The 24,839-nt window shown below is 40.6% G+C and carries 31 protein-coding genes and 1 riboswitch; of the genes, 4 read left to right on the forward strand and 27 right to left on the reverse strand.

Features of this window, described 5'->3' with window-relative positions; translation table 11 throughout:
• Positions 1-32: 32 nt before the first annotated feature.
• From AC0VYH_RS20625 to AC0VYH_RS20645, 5 genes are all read right to left on the reverse strand, one after another.
• Positions 33-1,313 carry a TRAP transporter large permease gene (locus tag AC0VYH_RS20625; protein WP_430247055.1) on the reverse strand — a complete coding sequence of 427 codons (1,281 nt, stop codon included), beginning with the start codon at positions 1,311-1,313 and terminating at the stop codon, positions 33-35.
• Entirely contained in the window at positions 1,310-1,780 is a 471-nt protein-coding gene (locus AC0VYH_RS20630) for a TRAP transporter small permease (RefSeq protein WP_430247056.1), read from the reverse strand. Before AC0VYH_RS20630 ends, AC0VYH_RS20625 begins: the two co-directional genes overlap by 4 nt.
• Positions 1,781-1,847: 67 nt before the next feature.
• A complete protein-coding gene (locus tag AC0VYH_RS20635) occupies positions 1,848-2,870 on the reverse strand; it encodes a TRAP transporter substrate-binding protein (RefSeq protein WP_475366135.1) in 1,023 nt (340 codons plus the stop codon).
• A 316-nt stretch (positions 2,871-3,186) separates the two neighbouring features.
• On the reverse strand, positions 3,187-3,825 hold the full coding sequence (locus tag AC0VYH_RS20640; RefSeq protein WP_430247164.1) for a GntR family transcriptional regulator: 639 nt from the start codon (positions 3,823-3,825) through the stop codon (positions 3,187-3,189).
• Positions 3,826-3,978: 153 nt separating this feature from the next.
• A complete protein-coding gene (locus tag AC0VYH_RS20645; protein ID WP_475366136.1) occupies positions 3,979-4,272 on the reverse strand; it encodes a hypothetical protein in 294 nt (97 codons plus the stop codon).
• Between the two features lie 213 nt (positions 4,273-4,485).
• A riboswitch (cyclic di-GMP riboswitch) is annotated at positions 4,486-4,586 on the forward strand.
• 22 nt (positions 4,587-4,608) lie between these two features.
• Here AC0VYH_RS20645 and AC0VYH_RS20650 point away from each other — a divergent pair.
• Positions 4,609-4,728: an anti-repressor SinI family protein gene (locus tag AC0VYH_RS20650; RefSeq protein WP_194218417.1), complete on the forward strand. Its 120-nt coding sequence runs from the start codon at positions 4,609-4,611 to the stop codon at positions 4,726-4,728.
• Positions 4,729-4,841: 113 nt separating this feature from the next.
• Positions 4,842-5,177 carry a helix-turn-helix domain-containing protein gene (locus AC0VYH_RS20655; RefSeq protein WP_194218416.1) on the forward strand — a complete coding sequence of 112 codons (336 nt, stop codon included), beginning with the start codon at positions 4,842-4,844 and terminating at the stop codon, positions 5,175-5,177.
• 190 nt (positions 5,178-5,367) lie between these two features.
• On the opposite strand, the gene AC0VYH_RS20660 is transcribed toward AC0VYH_RS20655, so the two are convergent.
• The 3 genes from AC0VYH_RS20660 to AC0VYH_RS20670 are packed head-to-tail and all read right to left on the reverse strand — an operon-like array spanning position 5,368 to position 5,932.
• Positions 5,368-5,505 (reverse strand): DUF5658 family protein, encoded by a 138-nt coding sequence (locus AC0VYH_RS20660; protein ID WP_475367532.1) that lies wholly within the window; start codon positions 5,503-5,505, stop codon positions 5,368-5,370.
• Between the two features lie 28 nt (positions 5,506-5,533).
• Positions 5,534-5,797 (reverse strand): hypothetical protein, encoded by a 264-nt coding sequence (locus tag AC0VYH_RS20665; protein ID WP_475366137.1) that lies wholly within the window; start codon positions 5,795-5,797, stop codon positions 5,534-5,536.
• A 12-nt stretch (positions 5,798-5,809) separates the two neighbouring features.
• Positions 5,810-5,932 (reverse strand): anti-repressor SinI family protein, encoded by a 123-nt coding sequence (locus tag AC0VYH_RS20670; RefSeq protein WP_226615716.1) that lies wholly within the window; start codon positions 5,930-5,932, stop codon positions 5,810-5,812.
• A 312-nt stretch (positions 5,933-6,244) separates the two neighbouring features.
• On the opposite strand from AC0VYH_RS20670, the gene AC0VYH_RS20675 reads away from it, so the two are divergent.
• Positions 6,245-6,577 carry a helix-turn-helix domain-containing protein gene (locus tag AC0VYH_RS20675; protein WP_430245758.1) on the forward strand — a complete coding sequence of 111 codons (333 nt, stop codon included), beginning with the start codon at positions 6,245-6,247 and terminating at the stop codon, positions 6,575-6,577.
• 71 nt (positions 6,578-6,648) lie between these two features.
• Here the strand turns inward: AC0VYH_RS20675 and AC0VYH_RS20680 are convergent, their stop codons facing one another.
• From AC0VYH_RS20680 to AC0VYH_RS20705, 6 genes are all read right to left on the reverse strand, one after another.
• A complete protein-coding gene (locus AC0VYH_RS20680; RefSeq protein WP_475366138.1) occupies positions 6,649-6,822 on the reverse strand; it encodes a hypothetical protein in 174 nt (57 codons plus the stop codon).
• A 221-nt stretch (positions 6,823-7,043) separates the two neighbouring features.
• On the reverse strand, positions 7,044-7,466 hold the full coding sequence (gene fabZ / locus AC0VYH_RS20685; RefSeq protein ID WP_194218411.1) for a 3-hydroxyacyl-ACP dehydratase FabZ: 423 nt from the start codon (positions 7,464-7,466) through the stop codon (positions 7,044-7,046).
• A gap of 18 nt (positions 7,467-7,484) precedes the next feature.
• Positions 7,485-7,769, reverse strand: a complete 285-nt coding sequence (locus AC0VYH_RS20690; protein WP_475366139.1) for a DNA-directed RNA polymerase subunit beta — start codon at positions 7,767-7,769, stop codon at positions 7,485-7,487.
• A gap of 36 nt (positions 7,770-7,805) precedes the next feature.
• Positions 7,806-8,807: a rod shape-determining protein gene (mreB, locus tag AC0VYH_RS20695; RefSeq protein ID WP_194218409.1), complete on the reverse strand. Its 1,002-nt coding sequence runs from the start codon at positions 8,805-8,807 to the stop codon at positions 7,806-7,808.
• 139 nt (positions 8,808-8,946) lie between these two features.
• On the reverse strand, positions 8,947-9,219 hold the full coding sequence (gene spoIIID / locus AC0VYH_RS20700; RefSeq protein ID WP_048311390.1) for a sporulation transcriptional regulator SpoIIID: 273 nt from the start codon (positions 9,217-9,219) through the stop codon (positions 8,947-8,949).
• A 502-nt stretch (positions 9,220-9,721) separates the two neighbouring features.
• Complete coding sequence (locus tag AC0VYH_RS20705) at positions 9,722-10,633, reverse strand: M23 family metallopeptidase (RefSeq protein ID WP_194218408.1); 912 nt, start codon at positions 10,631-10,633, stop codon at positions 9,722-9,724.
• A gap of 301 nt (positions 10,634-10,934) precedes the next feature.
• Here AC0VYH_RS20705 and AC0VYH_RS20710 point away from each other — a divergent pair, with 301 nt between their 5' ends.
• Positions 10,935-12,422: a glycosyltransferase gene (locus AC0VYH_RS20710; protein WP_475368178.1), complete on the forward strand. Its 1,488-nt coding sequence runs from the start codon at positions 10,935-10,937 to the stop codon at positions 12,420-12,422.
• 53 nt (positions 12,423-12,475) lie between these two features.
• On the opposite strand, the gene spoIID is transcribed toward AC0VYH_RS20710, so the two are convergent.
• From spoIID to AC0VYH_RS20775, 13 genes are all read right to left on the reverse strand, one after another.
• The gene (gene spoIID, locus AC0VYH_RS20715) at positions 12,476-13,480 is read right to left on the reverse strand and encodes a stage II sporulation protein D (RefSeq protein WP_430245333.1); all 1,005 of its coding nucleotides are present in this window, start codon (positions 13,478-13,480) and stop codon (positions 12,476-12,478) included.
• 184 nt (positions 13,481-13,664) lie between these two features.
• Positions 13,665-14,993, reverse strand: a complete 1,329-nt coding sequence (murA, locus tag AC0VYH_RS20720) for a UDP-N-acetylglucosamine 1-carboxyvinyltransferase (protein WP_194218405.1) — start codon at positions 14,991-14,993, stop codon at positions 13,665-13,667.
• Between the two features lie 29 nt (positions 14,994-15,022).
• The gene (locus AC0VYH_RS20725) at positions 15,023-15,769 is read right to left on the reverse strand and encodes a YwmB family TATA-box binding protein (RefSeq protein ID WP_430245329.1); all 747 of its coding nucleotides are present in this window, start codon (positions 15,767-15,769) and stop codon (positions 15,023-15,025) included.
• Positions 15,770-15,883: 114 nt separating this feature from the next.
• Positions 15,884-16,084, reverse strand: coding sequence for a hypothetical protein (locus tag AC0VYH_RS20730; protein ID WP_475373068.1), 201 nt, complete (start codon positions 16,082-16,084; stop codon positions 15,884-15,886).
• 55 nt (positions 16,085-16,139) lie between these two features.
• Positions 16,140-16,373: a DUF1146 family protein gene (locus AC0VYH_RS20735; RefSeq protein WP_098445370.1), complete on the reverse strand. Its 234-nt coding sequence runs from the start codon at positions 16,371-16,373 to the stop codon at positions 16,140-16,142.
• Positions 16,374-16,578: 205 nt separating this feature from the next.
• Positions 16,579-18,105, reverse strand: coding sequence for an NADH-quinone oxidoreductase subunit NuoN (gene nuoN / locus AC0VYH_RS20740; RefSeq protein ID WP_475368179.1), 1,527 nt, complete (start codon positions 18,103-18,105; stop codon positions 16,579-16,581).
• A 3-nt stretch (positions 18,106-18,108) separates the two neighbouring features.
• Positions 18,109-19,608, reverse strand: a complete 1,500-nt coding sequence (locus AC0VYH_RS20745) for a complex I subunit 4 family protein (RefSeq protein WP_475373069.1) — start codon at positions 19,606-19,608, stop codon at positions 18,109-18,111.
• On the reverse strand, positions 19,608-21,449 hold the full coding sequence (gene nuoL / locus AC0VYH_RS20750; RefSeq protein WP_475373070.1) for an NADH-quinone oxidoreductase subunit L: 1,842 nt from the start codon (positions 21,447-21,449) through the stop codon (positions 19,608-19,610). Before nuoL ends, AC0VYH_RS20745 begins: the two co-directional genes overlap by 1 nt.
• 16 nt (positions 21,450-21,465) lie before the next feature.
• Positions 21,466-21,780, reverse strand: a complete 315-nt coding sequence (gene nuoK, locus AC0VYH_RS20755; RefSeq protein WP_475373071.1) for an NADH-quinone oxidoreductase subunit NuoK — start codon at positions 21,778-21,780, stop codon at positions 21,466-21,468.
• The gene (locus AC0VYH_RS20760) at positions 21,777-22,295 is read right to left on the reverse strand and encodes an NADH-quinone oxidoreductase subunit J (protein WP_430245320.1); all 519 of its coding nucleotides are present in this window, start codon (positions 22,293-22,295) and stop codon (positions 21,777-21,779) included. Before AC0VYH_RS20760 ends, nuoK begins: the two co-directional genes overlap by 4 nt.
• Positions 22,292-22,711, reverse strand: coding sequence for an NADH-quinone oxidoreductase subunit NuoI (nuoI, locus tag AC0VYH_RS20765; RefSeq protein ID WP_194218398.1), 420 nt, complete (start codon positions 22,709-22,711; stop codon positions 22,292-22,294). Before nuoI ends, AC0VYH_RS20760 begins: the two co-directional genes overlap by 4 nt.
• A 19-nt stretch (positions 22,712-22,730) precedes the next feature.
• The gene (gene nuoH / locus AC0VYH_RS20770; RefSeq protein WP_475373072.1) at positions 22,731-23,738 is read right to left on the reverse strand and encodes an NADH-quinone oxidoreductase subunit NuoH; all 1,008 of its coding nucleotides are present in this window, start codon (positions 23,736-23,738) and stop codon (positions 22,731-22,733) included.
• Positions 23,738-24,838 carry an NADH-quinone oxidoreductase subunit D gene (locus tag AC0VYH_RS20775; protein WP_475373073.1) on the reverse strand — a complete coding sequence of 367 codons (1,101 nt, stop codon included), beginning with the start codon at positions 24,836-24,838 and terminating at the stop codon, positions 23,738-23,740. The genes nuoH and AC0VYH_RS20775 overlap by 1 nt, the downstream gene beginning before the upstream one ends.
• Between the last annotated feature and the right edge of the window lies 1 nt (position 24,839).

Below are 24,839 nucleotides of genomic sequence, written 5' to 3' on the forward strand. Positions count from 1 at the left end.
TTTTTAGTTGACTATTCGATTTCTATTAACCACTACTCTATTAAGTTAGGTATAAAGGTAACAATTGTCGGGAAAAAGACAATAAGTAATAGCGCGACACATAGAACTCCTACAAAGGGAACTGCACTCTTCATAGCGTGGTCCAGTTTTACACCTGAAGATGAACATGCGACGAATAAACATACTCCTACTGGTGGAGTTAGCGTGCCAATCGCAATATTAATAACAATCATCACACCAAAAACAACAGGATCCATACCAGCGCTCATAGCGATCGGTAACATAATAGGGACAAACATAATCAATAAAGCAAGTCCCTCAATAAACATCCCACCGACTATGAAAATGACATTGATAACTAAAATAATAAAAATAGGGTTATCTGATATACTCAAAATAAGATTGCTTAAAATCTGCGGGAAATTATGACTTATGAGAATCCAACTGAACAAAGATGAAGCTGCAATGATAAGCAACACATTTCCAGAACTGATAATTGCTTCAACAAAAATCCCAGTCATATCTTTAAATTTTATGCTTTTATAGACGGCCAAACCCAGAATTAGCGTATAGACTACTGCGATAACACTAGACTCAGTAGGTGTGAAAATCCCGGTTAATATTCCTCCCACAATGATAATTGGTGCCATTAGAGGTAAGATTGCTTTTCTAAAACTCTTTATAAAATAAGAAATAGAAAATCTTTTCTTTTCAGAAGATCCATAGTTTTTTATCGAACAAATAAATCCGGACACTACCATAAGCAAAATACCAATTAGTAACCCTGGGATGATCCCGCCTAGAAAAAGTTTTCCAACTGAAATACTGGCTATTCCACCTAAGACAACCATTGGTATACTCGGGGGAATGATAATCCCGATCGAACCAGATGCCGCTTGTAGAGCAGCAGCAAACCTTGCAGGAAAGCCCATTTTCACCATACTTGGCGTCATAACACTGCTTAAAGCAGCCGTGTCAGCAGGTGCTGAGCCAGATATTCCACCCATCAGCATACCCGAGGAAACACTTACATAACTCATCCCACCTCTCGTCCATCCAATGATCGAGTCAGCAAAGTTTACAAGCTTTTGCGTTAATCCACTTTTATCCATAATGACACCTGTCAGCATAAAGAAAGGAATGGCTAATAACGTAAAACTATCCATTGAAATAAACATCTTTTGTGGAACGACCAATAACGGAATTGAACCTTCATACAATATTGTAAAAATGGATGCTACACCTAAAGAAATACCTACTGGAACACCGAAAATAAGGAGTAGAAAAAACGAAATAAATAAAAGCGCTATCATAAATTCTCCTTCCCTCTAACGTTTATGAGAATAATAAAGATAATCGCCAAAATGCCTGATAGGGGAATAATTGAATAAATATAACCGATTCCAATAGGCAATACCGAAGCAGTTCCTGAAAAGTTTTCAATCACAAACATAGTCCCTTGCCAGGTTAGCACACAGAAGAACGCCCCTGTGATGATGTGAATAACCACGTTCACTCCCTTAAAATACTTCTCAATCTTTTCAACAACAAATGTTATCGCGATATGTCTTTGTTTATAGATCCCCATCGTTATGCCTAAGAACATTAACCACACAAATATAAATCTTTCGAGCTCTTCCGCCCACACCATTCCGCTTGAAAAAACATATCGGAGAACGACCTGCATAAACACCAAAGTCACAAGGACTAACATTAAAATTAAAATAACTTTCCCCATAATGCTTTCTATTCGATTACCTACTGCGGCACTTTTATTCAAGCTTCTCCCCCCTGACTGTAATAATGAAATAACAGATGGGGCGCTTATGAATTCGCCCCTAGATTTGTTATTTTGTATCAATTATCTTTTGAATTAAATCTTCTCCAAATTCCTCACCGTACTCTTCGTATACAGACTGTACGGATTTCCTCCATGCATCTTTATCGGGGTCCTTCTCAATTTGTAACTCTCCAGTATCTTCAAGAAACTTGATCTCTTCCTTTTCCTTATCACGGATCAATTTTCTTTCATAATCTCCCGCTTCCTTGGCAGCCTCCAATAAAGATTCTTGAATATCGGCAGGGAGCTTATCGAATTTCTTAGGGTTCATAATGAGCAACATTGACGTATACGTGTGGCCATCAAGGACCATATAATCCTGTACTTCATACATCTTAGAACTTTTAATTGCAAATACTGGTCCTTCTTGTCCATCCACTACACCATGTTGGGAAGCCATGTATAATTCAGAAAATGGCATCGGCACAGGATTTGCCCCCAAAGCTTCTGTCGTTGAAATCAATACTGGCCATTCTGGCGTTCTAATCTTTAATCCTTTAAGGTCTTCAGGAGATTCAATAGGTCTAGCACTATTCAAAAAGTGTCTGAACCCCGATTCCCAATAACTCATGACTTTGAAGCCACCCTTTTCTTCAGCCTCTTCCGCAAGTAATTGTCCAACTTCTCCTTGCAAAACCTTATCTACGTGCTCTGCGTCTCTAAAAAGAAAGGGAAGATCGAATATAGAATATCGCGGATAATATTTTGTAACGCTACCTGAAGCAACTAGAGAAATATCCACTGTCCCCATCTTAGTGCCCTCTGCCAGCTCACCCTCATCTCCTAGCTGACTATCATGGTATACTTCTATCTCCACTTGACTATCTGTCTTTTCTGCAACTAATTCTGCAAATTTCTCAGCACCAGCATGAAATTGGGAGCTAGTAGGTTGATTGTGTCCTAACTTAAGCCTAATAGTTTCTCCATCCCCAGCTGATGTGCTGCTTTCACTCGCACCGCACCCCGTTAGACTGATCGTAAGAACGACTGTTAACAAGAAAATTGAAATACCCTTAAACTTTCTCCCCATCTTTTTCCCTCCAGGTAAATAGAATTGTATAAAACAGCAATGGTCAATTACTGTAGCTACCAAATTTCAAAAACCTTTCACTATGTAGATTAACCCTTATTGCGCAAACCTGTTAGCGCTTACAAAGTGTAGAAAATTTAATCATTGTTATACCCTTTACTTATGCAATAATAAAAGCCATTAATCATTATATATAATATATAGTGATTATATATAATAATTAATGGCATGTCTAGGGATTATATATAAAAACATAATTTATATATATAATCCCACTATTATATTAGTGATTTTTTATATGATTTCTTCTGACTTCTTATTTAACCATTTTCATAATATGTTCTCTGAAAGCTTCCTGAACTTCTTCTACATCACCTTTTTCCATTAATTTCACCAGATCTAAATGATATTTATATACTTCATCAGGACGGATTTGAACTTTAGGATTGAGCGCTGTAATATACCTCCTGATATGTCCAGTTAGCATATTCCATATTCTAGTGTAGACTTCTATTTTGGACCATTGAATAATGGTTCGGTGAAACTCCATATCTAAATCAGATTGCAATAAATATTCCGGCTTACCGAACTTCATTCGATCCACAATGTCATAAAGTTCTCCTATATCTTTTTTTCTCAAATTAGGTAAAATAATTTCTAATGCATTCGTTTCAATTTCTGCTCTCATTGAAAATATATGGTACATTTCCACCTTATCAATTTCAGTAACGAAAGCTCCTTTATACTTAACCGTGCGAATAAGCCCTTCTTCTTCTAATCCTCTTAAGGCCTCTCGAACAGGAACCTGGCTTATTCCAAACTTCTTTGCTACTTCTGTTTCCACTATTCGATCTCCAGGCTTTAGATTGTTTAAAATAATATCATCTCTTAAATTTTTTTTAACTTTATCCTTTAAGGAGACTAACGATTGTTTACTTGGTTTTCGTTCTTCCATTTTTCCCAACCCTTTTCAAATAGTATTAAAAGCTTTTACATTGTAACGAGTAAAAAATGTTTATAAATGATGTTTCAAATTATATATAATACCATTATATATAATTTGAAACATCATTATAAGAGAATTAAAAAAAGAGACCCGTTAAGGTCCCTATTGCTGGTTTTCAGTTTCATCATTCGGTTGCTTTTCAGTGTCGTCCATGTCCCCTTCATCCATGTTACCATCTTCATCTTTATCGCCTTCTTCTGAACCATCCTTATTCATTGTATCATCGTCTTCCTGATCAATCGTTCCATCGTCTTCGTTAACATTCTCTTCATCTTCTGGTGTATCTTCTTGCATTTCGGGATCTTCTACCGGTCCTTCTTCTTCATTTGCATTCGAACAAGCCGCAATACTCAGGGAAAGAAACATCGTCATCAGTAACAACATCCACTTTTTCATAGAAAAACCTCCATCGTTGTAATAGTCCTATTTTGACCATCTCAAGTGGATGTATGTATTTTCCTAACACCAAATTTAAAAAAAGCTATTTATTTACAAAAAAAGTCATATATTTTTGATATTTTTTACAAATTACAACACATTTCGTAGGTTTAATGGCCTATTATAATAGTAGGATTTTCATAAATATATGATGGATCGTACAAAGTATCCTCCAGAAAAGGGCAACCATTTTTGAAAAAAAGTGGGCGCAAAGTAAACAGATCTAAGGAAGCTTGTTGATAGAAGGCTTCTATGATGGCTGAACTACCTGGAAAGAGTTTAAGGAGGAGTTACATGGGCGTACATACGGAAGAAAATCTGGACGAGGAATGGATTAAATTAATGAAAGAAGCGAAGGAATTGGGCATCAAAATTTCTGAAATCAAAGCGTTTCTCAAAAATGAGGGAATGTAACCTGAACGAAAGCGGCGGAACGGACGTCGCTTTCGTTCTATTTACGGAACAATAACATACTGGTATAATTACATACAATCAAAGAATTTTGTCGAAGCATCGGAGGGATACACGTGATAGGTGAAGAAGTAAAGAAGTATCGTTTACGCAAAGGGTTATCTCTTTCAGAATTAGCGGAACGTGCGAATGTGGCCAAGTCATATCTGAGTTCAATTGAACGAAATATACAATCAAATCCCTCTATCCAATTCCTAGATAAAATATCTAATGTTCTTGATGTTTCGGTAGAGGTACTACTTCAGGGAGATGATCCTATTCATCAGAGTGAGTTAGACTCGGAATGGAAAAAGATCGTTAAAGAAGCAATGGAGTCTGGTATAAGTAAGGACCAGTTCAGGGAGTTTCTGGAGTTTAATAAGTGGCGTGCCAAACAGGGATCTGATCAATAAATTGTTTTTTTAAGAGCCGACATCTTCCAGTAGGCTCTTATCTATTTAGTTAACAGGATATATACCTAATAGCCGTGGATACACAATATGAAAGAATATAATGTTGAAGCCACGATTAATAAAATCCGTATTAAACCGGATTTAAAGTGATGAAATTTTAAAAGTAAGGCGATCAAAAAAAGAGACAAACCTATTTATACATTAGGATAACAAGTGGATCCATTTGAAATAGCATTCGCATTAATGGATTCACTTCTCCGATCCATCCATTTTGAACTCCACAATATGTGATAAATCCATCAAGAGCGTTAATCCATGCTAAATAAATAACAAAAAACTGCTCCTACGTTTTCCCTTTATTCATAATGAGACGATATATTTTGGTTTTGTATAATCTCCCTAAGTTCATCGTACATTTTCTGTTCATCTCGGATTATTCCTTTGATGTCTTGTTCTTTATTTTCAAGTCCGTGGATTTTCTCTAGAATAAAAGATAAATCGCACTTCCCTTTATATTCGTCATTGATGTAGAGTTTGGCGATCTGTTTATCAACCGCAATGATTTTAATCCTCTTCCCTAAAATATAAGAGACAAAAGTCCCTTCCCCTAATTTGATCACCATCATTCCTCCTTATTTTTTTGAGGAATTGATTAGAAAATCCTTCACTTCCTCCTTAGATAATCCCATTCTTCTTGCAATTGAAATAAGGGTCACCCATTCCTGATCCAATTTTTCGTCAGTATACGTTTTCATTCCCCATCCCCCTTATATAATTCAGCAATAAACGACATTAATAAAGAACGTTTTGTTCTTTATTTAGAATGTACATCTAATATAGTCTTATTTTGGAAGATTAAAAAGACTGAAAATTCTTTATATAAGACTGTTATCAGCTTATAATCTTCTATATCCTACCAAATACTCTCTCGTTCTTAAATTTTAAATATTTTGTTCAAAGAGACTTTTAGAAAATTAATATAAAAACACGACATTTGTTCTGTTTACAGAACAAATTGTTCTTGATAAAATTAACACAATAAATAATGATAAAGTCGAGGTAAAGGGATGATAGGGGAAAAAATTAAACTTTATCGGAATCGTATGGGACTGTCTTTAACTGAACTCGCTAAACGGGCAGGGGTTGCCAAGTCTTATTTAAGTTCGATTGAACGAAATCAACAGGCTAATCCTTCTATTCAATTTCTTGAAAAAATAGCGGCAGAATTAAAGGTTCCTATGGAAGTGTTCATATTAGAAGAAGATCACGAGGAGCCGGCACTCGACACGGAGTGGAAAGAATTAATCGAAGAAGCGATGCGCTCAGGTATTACAAAAAAAGATTTCGCAGACTATTTAGAGTTTAAAAAGTGGCAACTCCATCATGGCAATGATGAATAAAACAACTACTTAAAATCGAATTTCTATTGAAATATGAAACTCCTGTCCACGAAGGACAGGAGAGAAAGTTCTTATTCAGCAGAGTTCTCAGAGTTTTCGTTAGCCGTTGGCTCTTCGGTGTTGGTTCCATTGTTCATAGAGTTATTGCCGTTCTCAGAATCATTTTCACCGCTGTTACACGCTGTGATTAACATTACAGCTACTAACGAAGTTGCAATTTTGAGCATGAATTTCTTGTTATTCATTTCCAAAATTCCTCCCTGAACTCGATAAGTTTTACCGCTATGTAGCGGTTGAGTAAATCATAGCAGGTAAAAAAGGGTATTTGTTAGAATTTACATAGTCTCTATGATCGTTTAACATTACATCAACATTTGAGTCATCATCGAGCCTCTACTAAAGTGAACTTCACACTCCAAAAAACCCCTATTTCCGTATAAATTACGGAAATAGGGGTTTGCTTGTCCTACTTCAATGCAAACATAATCTCGGCTTCAGCTGCAACTTCGCCGTCCACTGTTGCTGTTGCTTTACCTTTGCCGATCGGTCCTTTGATACGAATGATTTCAACTTCGAGACGAAGCTGATCTCCCGGTTTAACCTGTTTTTTAAAGCGACATTTGTCAATACCAGTAAAGAAAGCTAACTTGCCTTGATTATCTTCCTTCTTCAGCATCGCGACAGCACCTACCTGAGCAAGTGCTTCAACGATTAACACACCTGGCATAACAGGGTAATCTGGAAAATGTCCATTAAAGAACTCTTCATTCGCTGTTACGTTCTTAATACCAACTGCTCTTACTTCTTCTTCTACTTCAAGAATTCGATCAACGAGCAGAAAAGGGTAACGATGCGGGATAATCTTCTTAATGTCCTGACTATCTAACATAATTCATTCTCCTAACTGTTACTCTTCTTTTTTGACGATATCACTAATCTTTACCCATGTACTCTTCTTAAAGACGTCTGCAGGGCTTCCGTCTCCAATGACACCGTAACCGATCATCGCACCTGCTACAAGTGAAGCGACGAGCAATAGGGCAACGAGAAGAAGGCGTAGCCAGATTGGAATTAACCGAATCCTTGGCTTACGCTCTTTAATTTCTTTATTCTTATTCGTTTTTATGGCCTCTTCATTAGGAAGTTCCTTATGCTCTGAGGTCTGGTTCACCTTTTCATGGTTGTTCGCCATTATGATTACACCCTTACGAATAGTTTCCGTTCTAATTTAGACTAATTTTTTCTTTGCAATTTTGTCAATATGCTCAAGCATGAGGCCTGTCCCTTTTGCAACGCAGCTCATTGGCTCTTCGGCAATGAGTACAGGTACCATTAGCTCTTCAGCGAATAGCTGATCAATACCGTGAAGCAAAGCACCCCCGCCTGTCATGATGACACCACGGTCAATAATATCTGCTGAAAGCTCTGGAGGAGTTCTTTCAAGTACGCTCTTCGCGGCCATTACCATATGTGTAATTGGCTCCTGAAGGGCCTGCTGAATTTCATCAGATTTCACTGTGATCGTGCGTGGAAGTCCTGAAACCATATCTCGTCCACGAATATCAAGTTCTTCTTTCCGGCCGCCTGGAAATACCGTTGCTACGTTAATCTTAATTTGTTCTGCTGTCCGCTCCCCTATGAGAAGCTTATACGTTTTCTTGATGTAATCCAGGATTTCGTAATCGAACTTGTCCCCTGCCATTTTAATGGAAGAGGCGGTGACAATATCGCCCATTGAAAGAACTGCGATATCCGTCGTTCCACCGCCAATGTCCACAACCATATTACCGCTTGGCTGAAATATATCCATACCAGCGCCAATCGCTGCTACTTTTGGTTCTTCTTCAAGGAAAATTTGTTTTCCACCGCTTTTTTCAGCAGCTTCTTTAATCGCTTTCTTTTCAACAGACGTAATGTTTGTTGGCGTACAAATTAGAATACGCGGTTTAGATAGAAAGCTTTTTACATTAATTTTGTTCAAGAAATGTCTCAGCATCACTTCTGTAATATCGAAGTCTGCAATAACGCCATCTTTCAATGGACGTGTTGCAACGATGTTTCCAGGAGTCCGGCCAACCATTTGTCTTGCTTCTTCACCTACAGCAAGTGCTCTTCCAGTACCAGTGTCTAATGCCACGACAGAAGGTTCATCCAACACTATGCCTCTGCCTTTCACATAAATCAGTACGTTCGCGGTACCTAAATCAATCCCAATATCACGTGAAAACATGACTTATCCTCCCTGTATTCTTTCACTCATCTATTGTCTCAGTCCTAGTATGTTTAAACTACTTATCCATTAGTATATTGTACCACAAATAAAGAACCAGGAAGAAAGTATTTAGAAAAAAATGTCGTTTTTAGGCGTATTATTTGACAGCTTCTTCTTTTTCCGTATCCTTTCTATATTTTATTCTCGTCGCTTCGCCGCCGCGGAGATGGCGTATCGATTTATGATACTCGAGAATCCCCTTCACCTCATTGGCGAGGTCCGGATTAATTTCGGGAAGCCGTTCTGTTAAATCCTTATGAACGGTACTTTTGGACACTCCAAACTCTTTGGCGATCACCCTCACCGTTTTCTTAGTCTCCACGATGTAATTTCCAATCTTGATGGTTCGCTCTTTGATGTAATCGTGCACACCACTCGCCTCCCTAAATTGGATGTGAGAGATGCGAAATGAGACTGATAAAGTGATCATGCTACGAAGCTCTAGTCATCAGGTCGACCTACATGATGTCAGGAGTATTGCATGCAAGAATACTTCGAAGCCTTACCACAACTTCTCACCTCTGCCCCTCATTTACTAAGTTTTGTAACATTTTATTAAGGCAAAGGTGGTTATATACCAAAAAGTCAAGAGGGACAAGGGATTTTATTTAAATTTTCTTATAATGAGCGATTTTTGCCTTTTTTGTATGCTAAATCATTTCCTAAAAGAACCTCTTCTATAGAATTTCTCTTCGCATCTTTGCATGCGATTATTTACTAATTGATTTCTTTAATCCTCAAGATTCAGAGCAATTTCAATGCTTTTTTAAGCAATAAAACTGGAATTAGCATGCTATTTCCCGGGAAAGGTCGAACGATGTCATGTTGAATTGTAAACAAATAAAAAAACCCCGATTGCTCGGGGATTTCTGTTACTCTGAATCCTTTGTATCTGATTTTTGATCATCCGATTTCTGCTCATTGTTATTTTGCTCGTCGGATTTATCCTCGTCAGCACTCTTTGCATCATCTTCGGCGTCTTTCTCAGCATCCATTTCGGATTCTGTACTGTTGTCTTTGTTCTCAACATCAGTACCTTCTGAGGCTGATGGGTTGGAAACTTCATTTCCAGCTTTTTCTGGACCTTCAATTGCTGAAGAAGGTTGATTAAAAACATCAAGTGGGTTAACTGGAGTACCATCTTTACGAACTTCAAAGTGTACGTGTACACCAGCGTCTGTATCAAATGTGTTTGTTCCAGCCTTACCAAGCTTATCGCCTTGCTTCACTTTATCGCCTTCTGCCACTTCAACTGCTTCAAGCGATTCATAGACAGTAACAACCCCATCTGCATGTTCTAAATGAACTACATTTCCTAGCAGCTGGTCGTCTGATACTTTAACAACCTTTCCACTCATAGCAGCTTTAACTTCAAAGCTTGCTCCATCTTCACTAGCGTAGTCAATTCCTGCATTTTGGTAGTAGGTATTATTATAGAAAACAAGGGCTGCTTGTTGTTCTTGCGTGCTAGCTGATGTGTCATAGAATTGTTTCTGCACAAATACACCACTATCTTCGGATGCAGGTACTTTAAAGACTTCTGAATCACCAAGGACTGGAACGGACTCGTCATTAGTGTCAAAGGCACTTCTTTCTTCATCAATTCCGCTTAAATCTTTCGGGCCAGCATTTTCTTGCCCACCTTGCATCCAAAGAACGGCTGCAAGAACAATTGCTGCAAAACCAAGATAGACTGCCGGATAGATCCAGCGTTTCCTTGCTAGCTTCTGCCATTTAGAAGCGCTTTTTTCAACAGGATGAGATCGTTGTTTTTCGTCTCCCATTTGTTCATCACCTCAGCAACATTGTGGTCAGGTTGCGAGATTTATATACATGTTCCTAAAAAAATGTCTATTTATTTTTTGATAAGGGGGATGTTTTTATTCATGAATTCGGTTTTCCCAGTATTTACTTACGATTTTAGGCGTATTTTTCTATATATGCCATTATTTCTTGTTTTATATTTTGTTATCTGTTTGTAAGAATGATTACTTGAATATGAGGGTATATAACCTTTAACAACACTTTTGGCACTAAAATCCGTTTTGATTTATTCAAGACGAGAATGAAGGGGATTACTCTATTATGAATTACGTCATTACATCAACACTGCCCGAGCAATTTGGAGGCAGAACAAAGTCCCTCCTCGATCGTACTAAGAAATTAGTAGAACAGGCTGACCTGAACTATACCATTATTACAACAAATTATAATCCTTACTATGGGGACATATATGAGCAATATTATAGTGAAAACAAAGTACCGCGTTCGGTGAAAATGATGAACATCTACGACTATCTTGCCGATCGTTCTTATTCTGGTGATAGAGTCGAACAACCACTTGAGGAAGAAGGACTTACGTATCGTGAAATTAAAAAGAATAAAGCCTATCGCTATTTTGAAAACGGCGAATACGTTCTTTATAAGAGTTACGATTCGGAAGATGGATCACTTAAATTCATTGATTTTATGGATCCTTATAATCGCAAACGTGCGTGTCGAAAGGAATTTAATAAACGAGGAAAATGCCATCGGAAGATCAATTACAAACAAGGGACGACAAATAAGCTTGAAGAAATCTATTATGATGATCGCGGACATGCTTATGTTAACCAAACATACGATGGGACGAGTGACAACAAGATTATCCGTATCCATCATTTCACTGAAAAAGGCATCCTTGAATTTAAAACAGAAAAAGATTTCTTCCGCTATTGCCTGGAGCAGATGATTGAGGATTCTTCTACCATTATCAATGACGCTCGTCTTCTTGATAAACCTATGTGTGAGCTGAAAGGTAACGATCTTACGAAAATCGCAATTCTTCATAATACACACTTACAAAGTGAAGATATCAATGATATCAAATCATCTTATCAATATATTATCGACCATGCAGATGAAGTTGATCATATCGTCGCGTTAACCCAAGAGCAAAAAAACGATCTCTCTCATTTAATTTTTAACAATGAAAAGATTAGCATTATCCCGCATTCTATCGCGCCATCAACCTTAAATCTGAAAGGAGAGCGTGAAAATAAATTTGTTTTCATCGGTCGCTTAACTGATGTGAAGCAACCTGACCATTTAATCGAAGCCTTCCAATTGGCTAGAGAACAGCTGTCTACTTTCACTCTTGATATATATGGTGAAGGCCCGATGAAAGAAAAGCTCGAAGAAAAAATCAAAGAATATCAGCTTGAAAAGCACATTTTCTTAAAAGGGCTAACAGATGACCCAGAAAGCGTATTTGCTACTGCAAAAGCATCTTTCCTGCCAAGTCAGTACGAAGGGTTTGGACTCGTTATCATGGAAAGCCTAAACAATGGTTGCCCAGTTGTAGCTTATGATATTAAATACGGACCAAGAGATTTAATAAAAGACCAGGAAAACGGACTTATGGTTGAAAAAAATAATATTGAGGCTTTGTCTGAAGCAATGGTACAAGTTAAGGATAAATTATTTGGCAAGATCGAAGTAGATAAGGAGTACCGTGAGCCAGCTTTCGTAAAAAATTGGACAACACTTATCGGAAAACAAGAGAAAAAATTTAAGTTACCCTTCTTCAAATAATAGCTATTCACAAAACTTACCCAAAGATAAAAGGCCGCATTAAATGCGGCCTTTTATCTTTGGGCTGTAAAATTCGTCACGTATTTTTCCATTTCACTAATGGCAACACCTTGATAATAATATTTAACGATATCAGAGTAAGCACTGCCGTCCTCAGCCATTCCATTAGCTCCATATTGACTCATGCCTACGCCGTGCCCAAATCCTTTCGTGGAAACAGTAATCGTATCGCCGCTCCGGTCCCATGTGAAGTCAGAAGAACGAAGGCCAAGAAGGTCCCTGACTTCTCTTCCTGTAAACTGCTTCCCATTTATTGAAACTTCCGCAACTCTTTTACCTTCCGTCAAGTTTTTGATCGTTCCAATCGATTGGTCATTAGTGAGCGTGACTCCTAACTTCTTTTCGAAGTCGGCTACTGTAAACGTCGCTTTGTCTTCATACTTTGGAGAATCAACGTCCCAAGGACTTTCGACACTTCTTAAGTACGGAGCTTTATTTTCCCAATAATCTTCCGAATTCTCGGTATAGCCGTTGCTTGTTGAGAAAAAGGAAGCATAAATCGGATTCCCATCATACGTTAAAATTTGCCCTGCCGTGGCTTGAACTGCTTCTTCTATTCTTGCATATTTCTCTTCAAAGTCTTTGCCCCATGCTTTCTTAAGCTCGGCTTCATCTCTATATACCTGATCCTGAACCGTATCCGTTACAACCGCTTGATCGGGAAGGTCCGCAGGAGGGTTTGTGAGCTTTGTTACGACAAATGTTCTCGCTGTGAGAGCTTGAGCCTTTAAAGCTTCCATATTGAAATCTGTAGGCATCTCAGCAGCAACAACGCCTTTCACATAATCTTCGATCGGTATGCTCGTCGTCACAGTCTTTGCTGAACGATAGACCGGGACTTCCACTTCCACCACTTCTGCCACCTTCTTCTCAGCCATCTGATTTCCTTCACTTACTGGTTGCTTCATCTCCGTTGTTCCAAAAGGTAAAACCAGGATAGATGGAAGAAGGATTAGAATCGCTGCAAATAGAATAAGTGAACCTACCATTCGCTTCATCCGCATGCCTCCTTCTCGATTGTTTACCCCTATCATCGTATGGAGTTGGACAACCATTTAGAACAGAAATGCTAGCAGCCAAAACGTTTTTTCCCAATAATCTGTCAGTCATTAAATATAGTATTTATTTTGGTTGCATACAAAAAAGGAGGCCAGTGGCCTCCTTTTTTTCTTTATTATTAGATTATGCAAATTTTGGTTTCATGTTAACTGATTGCTCTTCAGTTGATTCTGTTGCAGGCTTTGCATCTTCATCAACTGTTACGCGTTCAACGTCAGCTCCAAGACTTGCAAGCTTTCCGGAGAAGTTCACGTAACCGCGATCCAAGTGCTTAAGCTCATCAACGCGAGTGTAGCCATCAGCTACAAGGCCAGCAAGAATCAAAGCAGCTCCAGCACGCAAATCAGTAGCGGATACTTCTGCACCTTGAAGTGTAGAAGGCCCTTCGATAATAGCAGCGCGTCCTTCAATCTTAATGTTACCATTCATGCGGCGGAATTCTTCCACGTGCATGAACCGATTTTCAAATACTGTTTCAGTAATCACACTTGTACCCTTCGCTTGAAGTAGCAACGCCATCATCTGGGATTGCATATCCGTCGGGAATCCAGGGTGAGGCATTGTTTTCAAATCAACAGGCTTGAGCGTTTCAGGTCCAACAATACGAAGTCCCTGACCTTCTTCTGTAATTTCTACGCCCATTTCTTCCATTTTCGCAATAAGTGGACGAAGATGTTCAGATACAGCATTCTCGATCAGAACGTTACCACCAGTAATTGCAGCAGCTACCATGAATGTTCCTGCTTCAATACGGTCTGGAATGACAGCATGCTCTGCTCCAACTAGTTTCTCTACGCCTTCAATGCGGATTGTAGCAGTACCTGCACCGCGAACTTTCGCACCCATAGCGTTCAAATAATTTGCAAGACAAACGATCTCAGGCTCTTGAGCAACGTTTTCCATTACTGTTGTACCTTCAGCAAGTACAGCAGCCATCATAATGTTCTCAGTGGCGCCTACACTTGGGAAATCAAGATAAATCTTTGCTCCTTGAAGTCTTCCTTTGATGCCTGCTTCAATAAAGCCGTTACCAATCGTAACTTCTGCACCCATCGCTTCAAACCCTTTAAGGTGTTGATCAATTGGTCTTGAACCAATTGCGCAACCTCCAGGTAGTGCAATACGAGCATGACCCACACGGGCCAAAAGTGGTCCCATTACAAGAAACGAAGCTCGCATTTTACGAACTGCTTCAAATGGTGCCTCTGTTTCCAAAGGTTTTGTTGCGTCTACTTTAATCGTGTTGCCTTCTATTTGCGTCTCAACATTAAGATAGCTTAATACTTCACTTATCGTGTGTACATCTGAAAGGGCAGGCACATCTTTTAACGTGCTCGTGCCTTCTCCTGCTAAAATAGATGCTGTGATGACGGGCAAGACTGCATTTTTAGCTCCTTCAACTTTCACAGAGCCAGACAATCTCCTGCCACCTCGGACGATGATTTTTTCCAACGTATTCCCCTCCGCGTCCTATTTGTATATTAATATTCAGTCGTAATTATTGGTGTGCCAATTGTTGCGGTTATTCCGCCGCCTATTCCTGTATTGCGTAATGCTATTTGTATGTTCATTCTCTTGTTGTTCGTTACAAGATCTTCTTCCCACTCTTCATGGTATGCGGAAAGAGATACAAACGTCTCTTCATTGATTTCTTCTACTTTTGAAGCGGAAAAAGCTCCTAACAGCTTGTCTGCTTCATTGTACAAAACAATGTTCATTGTATCATTTTTCTCGCCTACAAAACAAGTGAAAACTGGTGATTCTTGCGGATATAATTGTGTCTTTTGTGCCTTAAAACGTTCGTACGTTGTTCGCCATTCCTCCTGAGAAAATCCTGTTATTTCCATTTTGTAAATAAGATAAGAGCTAATGCGATTGTTTTCTGGATAAGACACGAGTGTCAGTGTTTCTTTCGTACCTAGCTTAGAATCAATTCTTGTCCCACTTACTTTTACATTTCCATCATTTTTTACCAGATCACCCCATGAAAAACCGGGTGCTCTTTCTGTAAGCTTAGACGTAATACCTTTGTACCCTAAGGACTCCTTGATGAAACTCACTTTTTCTCGTGTGTAAAGAGACCAGCCCTCAATTGAATAATTGTGGGTTAATAAAACATTCGCCATTTCGGTTACTTTTACTTCCGTGTCATCTTCAATTGAGACCGATGTACCATTTGAAAAACTCGCTAAAAGTAAAATAGATAATACTCCGATTAGAAGCTTCATCTTAACCCTCTCCCCGTTCAGGTCTTCTTATCTTTCAGTGTGACCACGAGGAGGGAGTGCATACATGGAAGTTGTAGTCAGTTCCCGACAAATTCCGTACGAAGCTTCTGTATGTTAACGCTGGTGTGTTTGTTTAGCTGCTGCGCCACAGTCCCTTAAGTCGCTTCGGCTTTCAGATTGAACGCATGTGTTCGTGCTGAATGGTTCCAGCGCTTGTCGGGTTGAAACGGGCACATTCGCTTTTCTTTGTCTAGCTACAACCCCCAGTCCCTCGATCGCTTCACCATTTAGATTGAACACAAAGACCGTGTTCATTCTAAATGGCTCCAGCGCTTGTCGGGCCTAAACGGGGGTTTTCGCTTTTCATTTTTCAAAAGAAATATTGTAGACGGAGTGACCAGTTGTAGTAATCTAGGAAGAAACTGCTTGCGAGGGAGCCGATGCTTAGGGTTAGTAAGATCATGAGGACTTTCGCCTGTGGACTGTTCGGTTTTTTAAAGAATACATCGAACCGAACGGTTTGTAGCGCCCACCAGGTGATCATAATGAAAACCAGGTTAATGACAATCGTTAAAATCGATTGTTGCGCCAGTGCTTCTGTCATCTTCTCTACCCCCCATCTGCAAGTGCACCATTCGACAAACGTACATTTTTCCATCTAAGAGCCTATTATAAAAGATTTCCACTCAAATGAATACCCTACTTTCCCACTATAAAAGGGATTATTTCAATTCAAAATAAGTCATTTTCGTCATAATCTGGTAGGAATGCACTCATTCATGAAAAAAACAGCAGAATGATCTGCTGTTCTAAGGATTAAAAATCTCTAGAAATTGAAAATGATCATGTATAAAGGATAACGCAATGGAAGGGAAAACCCCAAGCAAAACGGTTCCAGCTGCCGTTATAGCTAGCACGGTGACGATGCCATTTGATGCCAAAACCGGCCTTTTTGTTTGGGAAGGTCTAAAGTACATTTGAATAAACAGCCCAAAATAATAAACATAGGAAAGCACTGTGCCCGCTAGCATAGCGACTACTAAAAAATATCGCTTCGGTTCGGTACCAAGAGCACTCATGAAAATCTCAAACTTACCGATAAAACCAGCTGTGAGCGGGATACCAGCGAGAGATAGAAGATAGATCGTCATAGCAATGGTTACATACGGCGCTCGCTGAAATAGTCCTGCAAACGAAGCCACCGTGACCTCCTCGTCATTTTCCGCCAAGGCATGGATGACAGCGAAAGCCCCCAGATTCATCAACAGATAAGCGGCGAGATAAAACCACACAGCATCAAAGACTAACTCAGAAAGAGCGGCAAACGGTACGAGAAGATACCCTGCGTGCGCAATGCTGGAATAAGCCAAAAGTCGTTTTGCGTTCAGCTGTCTGAGTGCCATCACATTTCCTATAAGAATCGTTAGAACAGCTAATAGAACAAGATAAGGTCGAACCGATACAAGTAGCGTTTCATAGCTGATTCCCTCTGGCGTAATCACTTTTCCTGTACCAGGTGCAAAGACAAACGGTACCATTAGCAGTCTAAGTGTGATTGCAAATCCAGCTATTTTAGAAACAACACTAAGATAAGCTGTAATCGGTGTTTCGGCTCCCTGGTATACATCTGGTGCCCACATATGAAACGGAGCAGCCGTAATTTTAAAGGCTAGACCAACGAATATCATGAGAAAAGCAAAAACGGCAAGATAACGATTTTCCGTTACTACTTCGCTTCCCATTAGCGCTTGAATTTCATATATATTCGTTTCTCCAGTAAGTCCAAATAAATAGCTCATCCCAAACAGCGTGATCGCAGTCGCTATACCGCCATTAACGACATATTTAAACGCCGCTTCATTTGCGAGCTTATCTTTCTTTCGAATTCCCACTAGAACATATGAAGATAAGCTTAATAATTCTAGACCTACAAAAAGCGTAATCAGATCTGCACTCGAAGCCATCATCATACCACCTAGTAAACCCGTTAGAAGAAGGTAGTGGTACTCACCTTTCACTTCGCTTAGATCATTCGTTTTCAAGCCTAGAAGCATAACGAAACCAGTCCCAATTAGCATAAGAAGCTTAAACGCTTTCGCAAAAGAATCCAGTCGGTAAGTTTGATTTAGAATCGTGACAACTCCATTATCAAACTGAAAAATAAGAAAGACAATGGCCAGTGCGATGCCGACGATTGCGAGCCAAACGAGAATAGACCTATCTCGCTTTTTATCCATAAAGAGATCGATCAACGAGAGTGCAACTGCTGTTACTAGTATAGTGAATTCTGGCATCATACTACTCCATTGGTACGCTAGCAACGTATCGATATCCATTCGTTAACCTCCGATCCCGAGTGTACGAGCGATTTGAAGTGTGTTAGATAACACTGCAGGATAGACACCAATCCAAATAATCATACTGAGAAGAATAGCTGCTGGAACAAGCTCAACGGCAGATAGATCTCTTTCCTTATCAAACGTTGGGCGTCTTTCACCAAAGGTAACCGCAAGAACGGCGCGAAGCATATAAACCGCTGTTAAAATGAGACCAATCACGCCTATGCTTCCGATTACAGGCATCGTTTCAAATAAGCCTAAAAAAGCTAGAAATTCACTGATGAAACCGCTCATTCCAGGTAATCCAAGTGATGCCAGCCCGGCTGCCAGGAAAAAACCTGCAAAAAGGGGCGTCTGACTTGCAATACCACCTAATTCTCCAAGTTTTGTCGTGTGAAAACGGTCGATCAGTACACCAACAAGCAGGAACAGCAGCGCTGCAATAAGACCATGAGAAATTGTTTGGAACACTGCCCCTTGAAGACCCGCGGTATTAAATGAAGCAACGCCCAGAATGACGATTCCCATATGCGAAATCGAGGAATAGGCTAGAATAGCGCGAAGTTCTGTTTGAACTAGGGCAATAAAAGCACCATACAGCAAATTAATGACGCCAAGAATAGCTAGAAGAACTGCCGTTTCTTTTAGCTGCTCTGGAAAGAATCCCGCTCCGAAACGTATGAGCCCATATGCGCCTATTTTAAGTAATACACCGGCGTGAATCATCACAATGGCGATTGGAGCCTCCACGTGTACTCGTACCATCCACGTATGTAGCGGTACGATTGGAAGCTTTGTACCAAATGCTAGTAACAGCAGGGCAAACAGCCACATTCTAGTGTTTCCAGATAAAATTTCATAGGACTCTGTCTCTTGTAAGAGCGAGGTTAGCTCACTAATATTCGTCGTTCTCGTCTCAACAAAGAGAACGATAATGACAATCAACAATAGGATCGAGCCTATCCCGTTGTAAACTAAGAAAGAGAAGGCTGCTTTTTCCCGCTCATATCCGCCCCATTTCCCTACAAGTAGAAACATCGCAACAAGAGTCATTTCAAAGAATAAGAAAAACAAAAACAAGTTTTCGCTTGAAAAAACGCCGAGAATGCCAAGTTCCAGTATCAAAAACAGGATATAAAAGCCTTTCACACCTTCTTGAATGCGAAGGGCTGCAAGTGAGGCGAGAAACGTAATCAATGAAGATAGCATTAGAAAAAGAAGCGATAGCCCTGTCACCCCAAGGTCATAAGTCACTGGGTAAGGCTCGTTGGGACTAATCGCGGTCATTAACTCAAACCATTGATGTGTTTCCGCAAATTGAACGCCTGATAATGTTCGATCGTATAAGCTAAATACAAAAATCGTTAACGTTAGTGGTAGCACTGTGCCAAGAATACCAACTGTTTTGATTGATTGATGCTGTGAGGGCATCATAGCAAGAACGATGACACCAAGTAGTGGGGAGAAAATCAAGATCGTTAGCAAGTAAGACTCATCCATTAGAAATACCCCCCAAATACTGCAATTAATAGGAGCACGACCACTAAACCAGAGAATGCTACGGTGCCGTATGATTGAACTTGACCGGATTGAATTCTTGCTCCCACTTTTCCTAAGTGCTTTACAATTCCCGTTATGCCTTGAGCGCCTCCTTCAATAATAAAGCGATCAAAATACAACCAGAAGTAACCGATCACACGGGTTCCTTTTACAAAGGTAGCTTCGTATATTTCGTCGATATAATATTGATGCGTTAACAGCTTATGCACTTCGCTCCCTCCAACTGGAGCCAGGCCTTTTCTTACATACATGAACCAGGCGAGTCCAATTCCTGCAATGGCTAACAAACTCGCACTGACCGGAATCCACGAGGGTCCTGAATGATGATTGGCTAATATCGGATACGGGCTCGTTTCTAGCCAGTCACCAAGAAACGAACCGAACCACGTTGTCTGAATATACCCTGCAACAATAGCCAAAGCCGAAAGGACAATCATTGGAATCAACATCACCCGAGAAGACTCTTTCGCTTCACTCGAACCTGTGCCAGAAAAGACGAGGAAGTAAAGGCGAAACATATAAAACGCTGTCAGAAAAGCGGTTGCTAAAGCAATCGCAAATAAAATGTAGCGCCCATCCGCATAAGTCGCGACAAGTATCTCATCCTTACTAAAAAAACCTGCAAATAGCGGAAATCCAGAAATGGATAAGCAACCTATTAAGAAGAGAACTGCTGTGATAGGCAGTTTTTTTCGAAGCCCCCCCATTTTATGAATGTTTTGTTCATGGACCGCATGGATCACACTTCCTGCAGCAAGAAAGAGTAAGGCTTTAAAGAACGCATGAGTTGTCAGGTGGAAAATCCCTGCTGTATAGCCCGCTGCACCAAGGGCCAGCATCATATACCCTAGTTGACTAATGGTTGAGTAGGCAAGTATTCGTTTAATGTCTTTCTGGACAATGGCGATTGTCGCTGCAAAAATGGCGGTGAATCCACCTGTTATGGCAACGGTTGTCATAGCCGTTTCTGTACTTGCGAAGAGTGGATACATGGCAGCAACTAGATAAACACCCGCAGCAACCATTGTCGCTGCATGGATTAGAGCCGAGACTGGAGTTGGACCTTCCATCGCATCAGGAAGCCATGTGTGGAGCGGGAACTGACCAGATTTCCCTATCGCCCCTACGAAAATAAGGATCGCTATGAGCGTGACCATTGAAGGGGCAATATCACCTGCCTGAGCCGCTTCAAAAATGACATCGAGTTCAAAGCTTCCTGTTTGCCAAAAGAGAAGAAAAATCGCAACAAGCAGACCAATATCTCCAATCCTTGTGACGATAAAAGCTTTTTTTGCAGCTGCCTTTGCTTCTGGTTTATAGAAATAAAAACCTACTAGTAGAAAGGAACAAACACCAACAAGCTCCCAGAAAACATAAAGTTGAAGAAGGTTTGGTGAGAGAACGAGAGCCGTCATTGCAAAAGTGAACAGACCAAGATAACTAAAGAACGTTGCATAGCGCTCGTCATTCGCCATATAACCGATCGAATACATATGTACGAGAAAGCTGACAAGCGTGACGATCACGAGCATCAAAGCATTTAGCGGATTCACTTCAAGGCCCACCGTAATCACCACTAAATCGATGGAGAGCCAGTTGTGTTCTACGAGATAGTTCCCTTGAACGAAATGACTGTAAAGCACGAGAAGGGAACAAATAAAGGCAGCACCAGCGAGAACGGTGCCCACAACGCCGGCTTTTCGATAAAGAATCGGCCTAGTGAATAGAATGATGAGAAACGATAGAAGCGGCAACATTGGTATAAGCCAGACATAGTCCACTTTTATACCCCCTTCGCTACTTTTTGAGTGTATTCATTTCATCTACATTGACGGTAGCCCTGTTCCGATAAAGCGCCATAAGAATGGCAAGGCCGACAGCGGCTTCCGCTGCAGCGACTGTAATGGTAAAAAGAGAAAATACCTGACCCCGAATCGAAGCACCTACGCCATATTTTGCAAAAGCTACAAGATTTAAGTTCACTGCATTCAGCATTAACTCGATCGAGATGAGGACGATGACGGCGCTCCGCTTCGTTAACGCCCCGTAGAGACCGATACAAAAAAGAATCAACGCCGTTAATAGAAAAGCCGAAAGCGGGATTGAGCTCATGACTGCTCACCTTCTTTATCATCGGGATCATCTTTCTTTGCAATAATGATTGCTCCGACAAGAGCGACGAGTAGGAGCACAGATACAAGTTCAAATGGAATAACGTAATCTGTGAACAACATCATACCTATTTGCTCCGTATTATTTTCGTGCAAGCTCTCTGCTTGTGGCCCGAGAGAAACAGTACGAATGCCTTTAAAGACGATCAGAAAGAATACGGTGATCCCAGTTAAAACGAGCCCTTTCTTTGCCCAGCTTGTTTTCGTTTCTTCTTCAGAATGTTTCGTCAGCATGATGCCAAATAACATGATGATCGTAATAGCGCCAGAATAAATCAGAACTTGCACAACAGCCACGAATTCTGCTGAAAGCATCACGTAAAGTCCAGCAATGCCGAGAAAAGTTAGCACTAACGCCATCATCATATGAATCACTTTCGTTAGATTAATCATCAGCAAGCCGCCAGTAATCGTCACAAGAAATAGGAAAAGAAAGACGAGCAGCTCTCCGGTCATACTTTATTTTCCTTTCGAAGGTTCGTGTCATTTTCATCGAGCCATTCTAAATTCTTAAAAAGATCATCCCGGCTATATTCGGCAAGCTCGAAATTATTCGTCATAATGATCGCTTCGGTCGGGCATACCTCTGTGCAAAGGTCGCAAAGAATGCAAATTTCGAAGTTAATATCATACGTGTCGATGATTTTTCCTTTCTTGCTTGGGTCTGGATGCTTCTTACCTGATAAGGTGATGCAGTCAGTTGGACATATGGCGACGCATTGATTACAGACAATACACTTTTCAGGATAAAACTTCTGAATGCCACGAAATCGATCTGGTAAGGCTAGTGGCTGATCCGGATAGTTATAGGTTACTTTCTCTTTCGTCATATTTTTGAGGGTGTAAGCTAAACCTTTCGCAAGTCCTCGCATGTTGGGCTTCCTCCCTTATCTAGAATGAACGAATGATTTCAATGACAACGGTCGTTAGAAAAATGTTCAATAGTGCGAGTGGCAATAGTACTTTCCAGCCAAAGGACATGAGTTGATCCGCTCTTAGTCGAGGGAATGTACCGCGAATCCAGATCATCACGAAGACGACTAGGATAAATTTCAGTGCAAACCAGACTGGTCCTGGAATAAAAGATAAGTAAGGAATCGCCTGCCAGCCGCCAAGAAATAGAATCGTCGTTAGCGAAGCCATAGCGAATAAATATACGTATTCTGCAAGCATGAAGAACGCCCAGCGGAAGCCAGAATATTCAACATGATATCCGGCTACGAGCTCGGATTCCGCCTCGGGTAAATCAAACGGCGTACGGTTCAATTCAGCAACAGAAGCGATTAGAAAAATCACAAAGGCGAGCGGTTGCTTAAAAAGAAATGCCACACTCTCCTGCTCGGCAATAATCGTGTTTAAATTAAGCGAACCTGTCAAAAGCACGATGCCGATCACACTCATGACAAGTGGAATTTCATAGGAAATCATTTGAGCCGCTGAACGCATGCTACCAAGAAGAGCGTACTTATTGTTTGATGCCCATCCACCTGCCAGGATTCCGATCGTAGAAATGCCAGAAATCGCAATATAATAAAGCAAGCCAACGCCAATGTTCGCAAACGAAACCCGTTCTGTTAATGGAAGGGCGGCAATCACAATGAAGGCTGGGGCAAACGCGACAACCGGTGCAATGATAAACAATGGACGATCTGCATCCCTCGGGATGGTATCTTCTTTAAGTAACAGCTTCAGCACATCCGCTACCGTTTGCAGTAAACCGAACCTTCCCCCTACTCTGTTTGGACCATGGCGGAGCTGCATGAAGCCAAGTACTTTTCGCTCTGCCAAAATAGCGTACGTTACAAAACCGAGTACGACCATCAACATCGCAGCACCTACAAGGAAAAATCCAAGTGTCTGCCAGTAGCTCGGTGTAGATCCAAGCATGTCGTTGATCATTACCCATCCACCTCCCCGAGCACAATATCAATACCCCCGAGGATCGCAATCAAGTTCGAGATGTTTTCCCCTTCTAACAACTCAGGTAGTATTTGTAAGTTATAAAAGGAGGGACGGCGGAACTTTAGTCGATAAGGCTCCTTCTTTCCTTTTGATGCGATATAGCACCCGATTTCGCCACGTGGTGATTCAATTCGAACGTAAGTCTCTCCTGCAGGCGGTTTAATAATCCGCGGTACTTTTGCCATAACAGGACCTTCAGTTGGAATTTGCTCTACCGCTTGTTCTACAATCTTCAATGCTTCTTCGATCTCAGCCATGCGACAATGGTAACGCGCTAGCGCATCGCCTTCACGGAAGACTGGAACATCAAATTCAAAGCGGTTATAAAGCGAATACGATTCGTTTTTTCTAAGGTCCCATTTCACACCCGTACACCGAAGGTTCGCTCCACTCAAGGAATACGAAAATGCTTTTTCTTTCGAATAAGCACCTACTCCTTTGATTCTTGCCATAAAAATTTCATTCCCCGTCACAAGATCGTGATAGCCAGCAAGCTGTTCTCTCATATAAGGAACAAAAGCACGAACTTTATCAAGCCATCCATCTGGCGCATCCCACTTCACTCCGCCTACGCGCATATAATTAAAGGTAAGACGACCACCTGAAATTTCGGTTAGTAGGTTAATGATGACTTCTCTCTCTCTGAACGCATATAGAAATGGGCTCATCGCACCAATATCGAGAAGGTATGTTCCGAACCAAACGAGATGACTCGCTACTCGTCCAAGCTCCATGACAATAATGCGAAGATAATCTGCCCGCTCTGGAAGCTCCATTGCCATCATCGTCTCAACGGCATGACAGAGGATGTAATTATTCGTCATCGCAGCCAAATAGTCCATCCGGTCGGTATATGGGATGATCTGCGTATATTGAAGGTTCTCCGCAATTTTTTCTGTTCCCCTGTGCAGATAACCAATAACCGGCTTAGCTTCCTTAATGATTTCTCCATCAATTTTGAGAACAATGCGAAAGACACCATGAGTGCTCGGATGCTGAGGTCCTACATTCAAAAGCATTTCCTCTGTCCGTATCATT

It is taken from the genome of Anaerobacillus sp. QJM3NY_32, from assembly GCF_056173645.1.

Excerpts from the sequence above, each read along its gene's own strand:
- AC0VYH_RS20625 (WP_430247055.1), bottom strand. The coding sequence starts at position 1,313 with ATGATAGCGCTTTTATTTATTTCGTTTTTTCTACTCCTTATTTTCGGT.
- AC0VYH_RS20635 (WP_475366135.1), bottom strand. The coding sequence starts at position 2,870 with ATGGGGAGAAAGTTTAAGGGTATTTCAATTTTCTTGTTAACAGTCGTT.
- AC0VYH_RS20640 (WP_430247164.1), bottom strand. The coding sequence starts at position 3,825 with ATGGAAGAACGAAAACCAAGTAAACAATCGTTAGTCTCCTTAAAGGAT.
- AC0VYH_RS20645 (WP_475366136.1), bottom strand. The coding sequence starts at position 4,272 with ATGAAAAAGTGGATGTTGTTACTGATGACGATGTTTCTTTCCCTGAGT.
- AC0VYH_RS20650 (WP_194218417.1), top strand. The coding sequence starts at position 4,609 with ATGGGCGTACATACGGAAGAAAATCTGGACGAGGAATGGATTAAATTA.
- AC0VYH_RS20670 (WP_226615716.1), bottom strand. The coding sequence starts at position 5,932 with ATGAAAACGTATACTGACGAAAAATTGGATCAGGAATGGGTGACCCTT.
- AC0VYH_RS20675 (WP_430245758.1), top strand. The coding sequence starts at position 6,245 with ATGATAGGGGAAAAAATTAAACTTTATCGGAATCGTATGGGACTGTCT.
- AC0VYH_RS20680 (WP_475366138.1), bottom strand. The coding sequence starts at position 6,822 with ATGAATAACAAGAAATTCATGCTCAAAATTGCAACTTCGTTAGTAGCT.
- fabZ (WP_194218411.1), bottom strand. The coding sequence starts at position 7,466 with ATGTTAGATAGTCAGGACATTAAGAAGATTATCCCGCATCGTTACCCT.
- AC0VYH_RS20690 (WP_475366139.1), bottom strand. The coding sequence starts at position 7,769 with ATGGCGAACAACCATGAAAAGGTGAACCAGACCTCAGAGCATAAGGAA.
- mreB (WP_194218409.1), bottom strand. The coding sequence starts at position 8,807 with ATGTTTTCACGTGATATTGGGATTGATTTAGGTACCGCGAACGTACTG.
- AC0VYH_RS20705 (WP_194218408.1), bottom strand. The coding sequence starts at position 10,633 with ATGGGAGACGAAAAACAACGATCTCATCCTGTTGAAAAAAGCGCTTCT.
- AC0VYH_RS20710 (WP_475368178.1), top strand. The coding sequence starts at position 10,935 with ATGAATTACGTCATTACATCAACACTGCCCGAGCAATTTGGAGGCAGA.
- spoIID (WP_430245333.1), bottom strand. The coding sequence starts at position 13,480 with ATGAAGCGAATGGTAGGTTCACTTATTCTATTTGCAGCGATTCTAATC.
- AC0VYH_RS20725 (WP_430245329.1), bottom strand. The coding sequence starts at position 15,769 with ATGAAGCTTCTAATCGGAGTATTATCTATTTTACTTTTAGCGAGTTTT.
- AC0VYH_RS20730 (WP_475373068.1), bottom strand. The coding sequence starts at position 16,084 with ATGAACACGGTCTTTGTGTTCAATCTAAATGGTGAAGCGATCGAGGGA.
- AC0VYH_RS20735 (WP_098445370.1), bottom strand. The coding sequence starts at position 16,373 with ATGACAGAAGCACTGGCGCAACAATCGATTTTAACGATTGTCATTAAC.
- nuoN (WP_475368179.1), bottom strand. The coding sequence starts at position 18,105 with ATGGATATCGATACGTTGCTAGCGTACCAATGGAGTAGTATGATGCCA.
- AC0VYH_RS20745 (WP_475373069.1), bottom strand. The coding sequence starts at position 19,608 with ATGGATGAGTCTTACTTGCTAACGATCTTGATTTTCTCCCCACTACTT.
- nuoK (WP_475373071.1), bottom strand. The coding sequence starts at position 21,780 with ATGAGCTCAATCCCGCTTTCGGCTTTTCTATTAACGGCGTTGATTCTT.
- AC0VYH_RS20760 (WP_430245320.1), bottom strand. The coding sequence starts at position 22,295 with ATGACCGGAGAGCTGCTCGTCTTTCTTTTCCTATTTCTTGTGACGATT.
- nuoI (WP_194218398.1), bottom strand. The coding sequence starts at position 22,711 with ATGCGAGGACTTGCGAAAGGTTTAGCTTACACCCTCAAAAATATGACG.
- nuoH (WP_475373072.1), bottom strand. The coding sequence starts at position 23,738 with ATGATCAACGACATGCTTGGATCTACACCGAGCTACTGGCAGACACTT.
- AC0VYH_RS20775 (WP_475373073.1), bottom strand. The coding sequence starts at position 24,838 with ATGATACGGACAGAGGAAATGCTTTTGAATGTAGGACCTCAGCATCCG.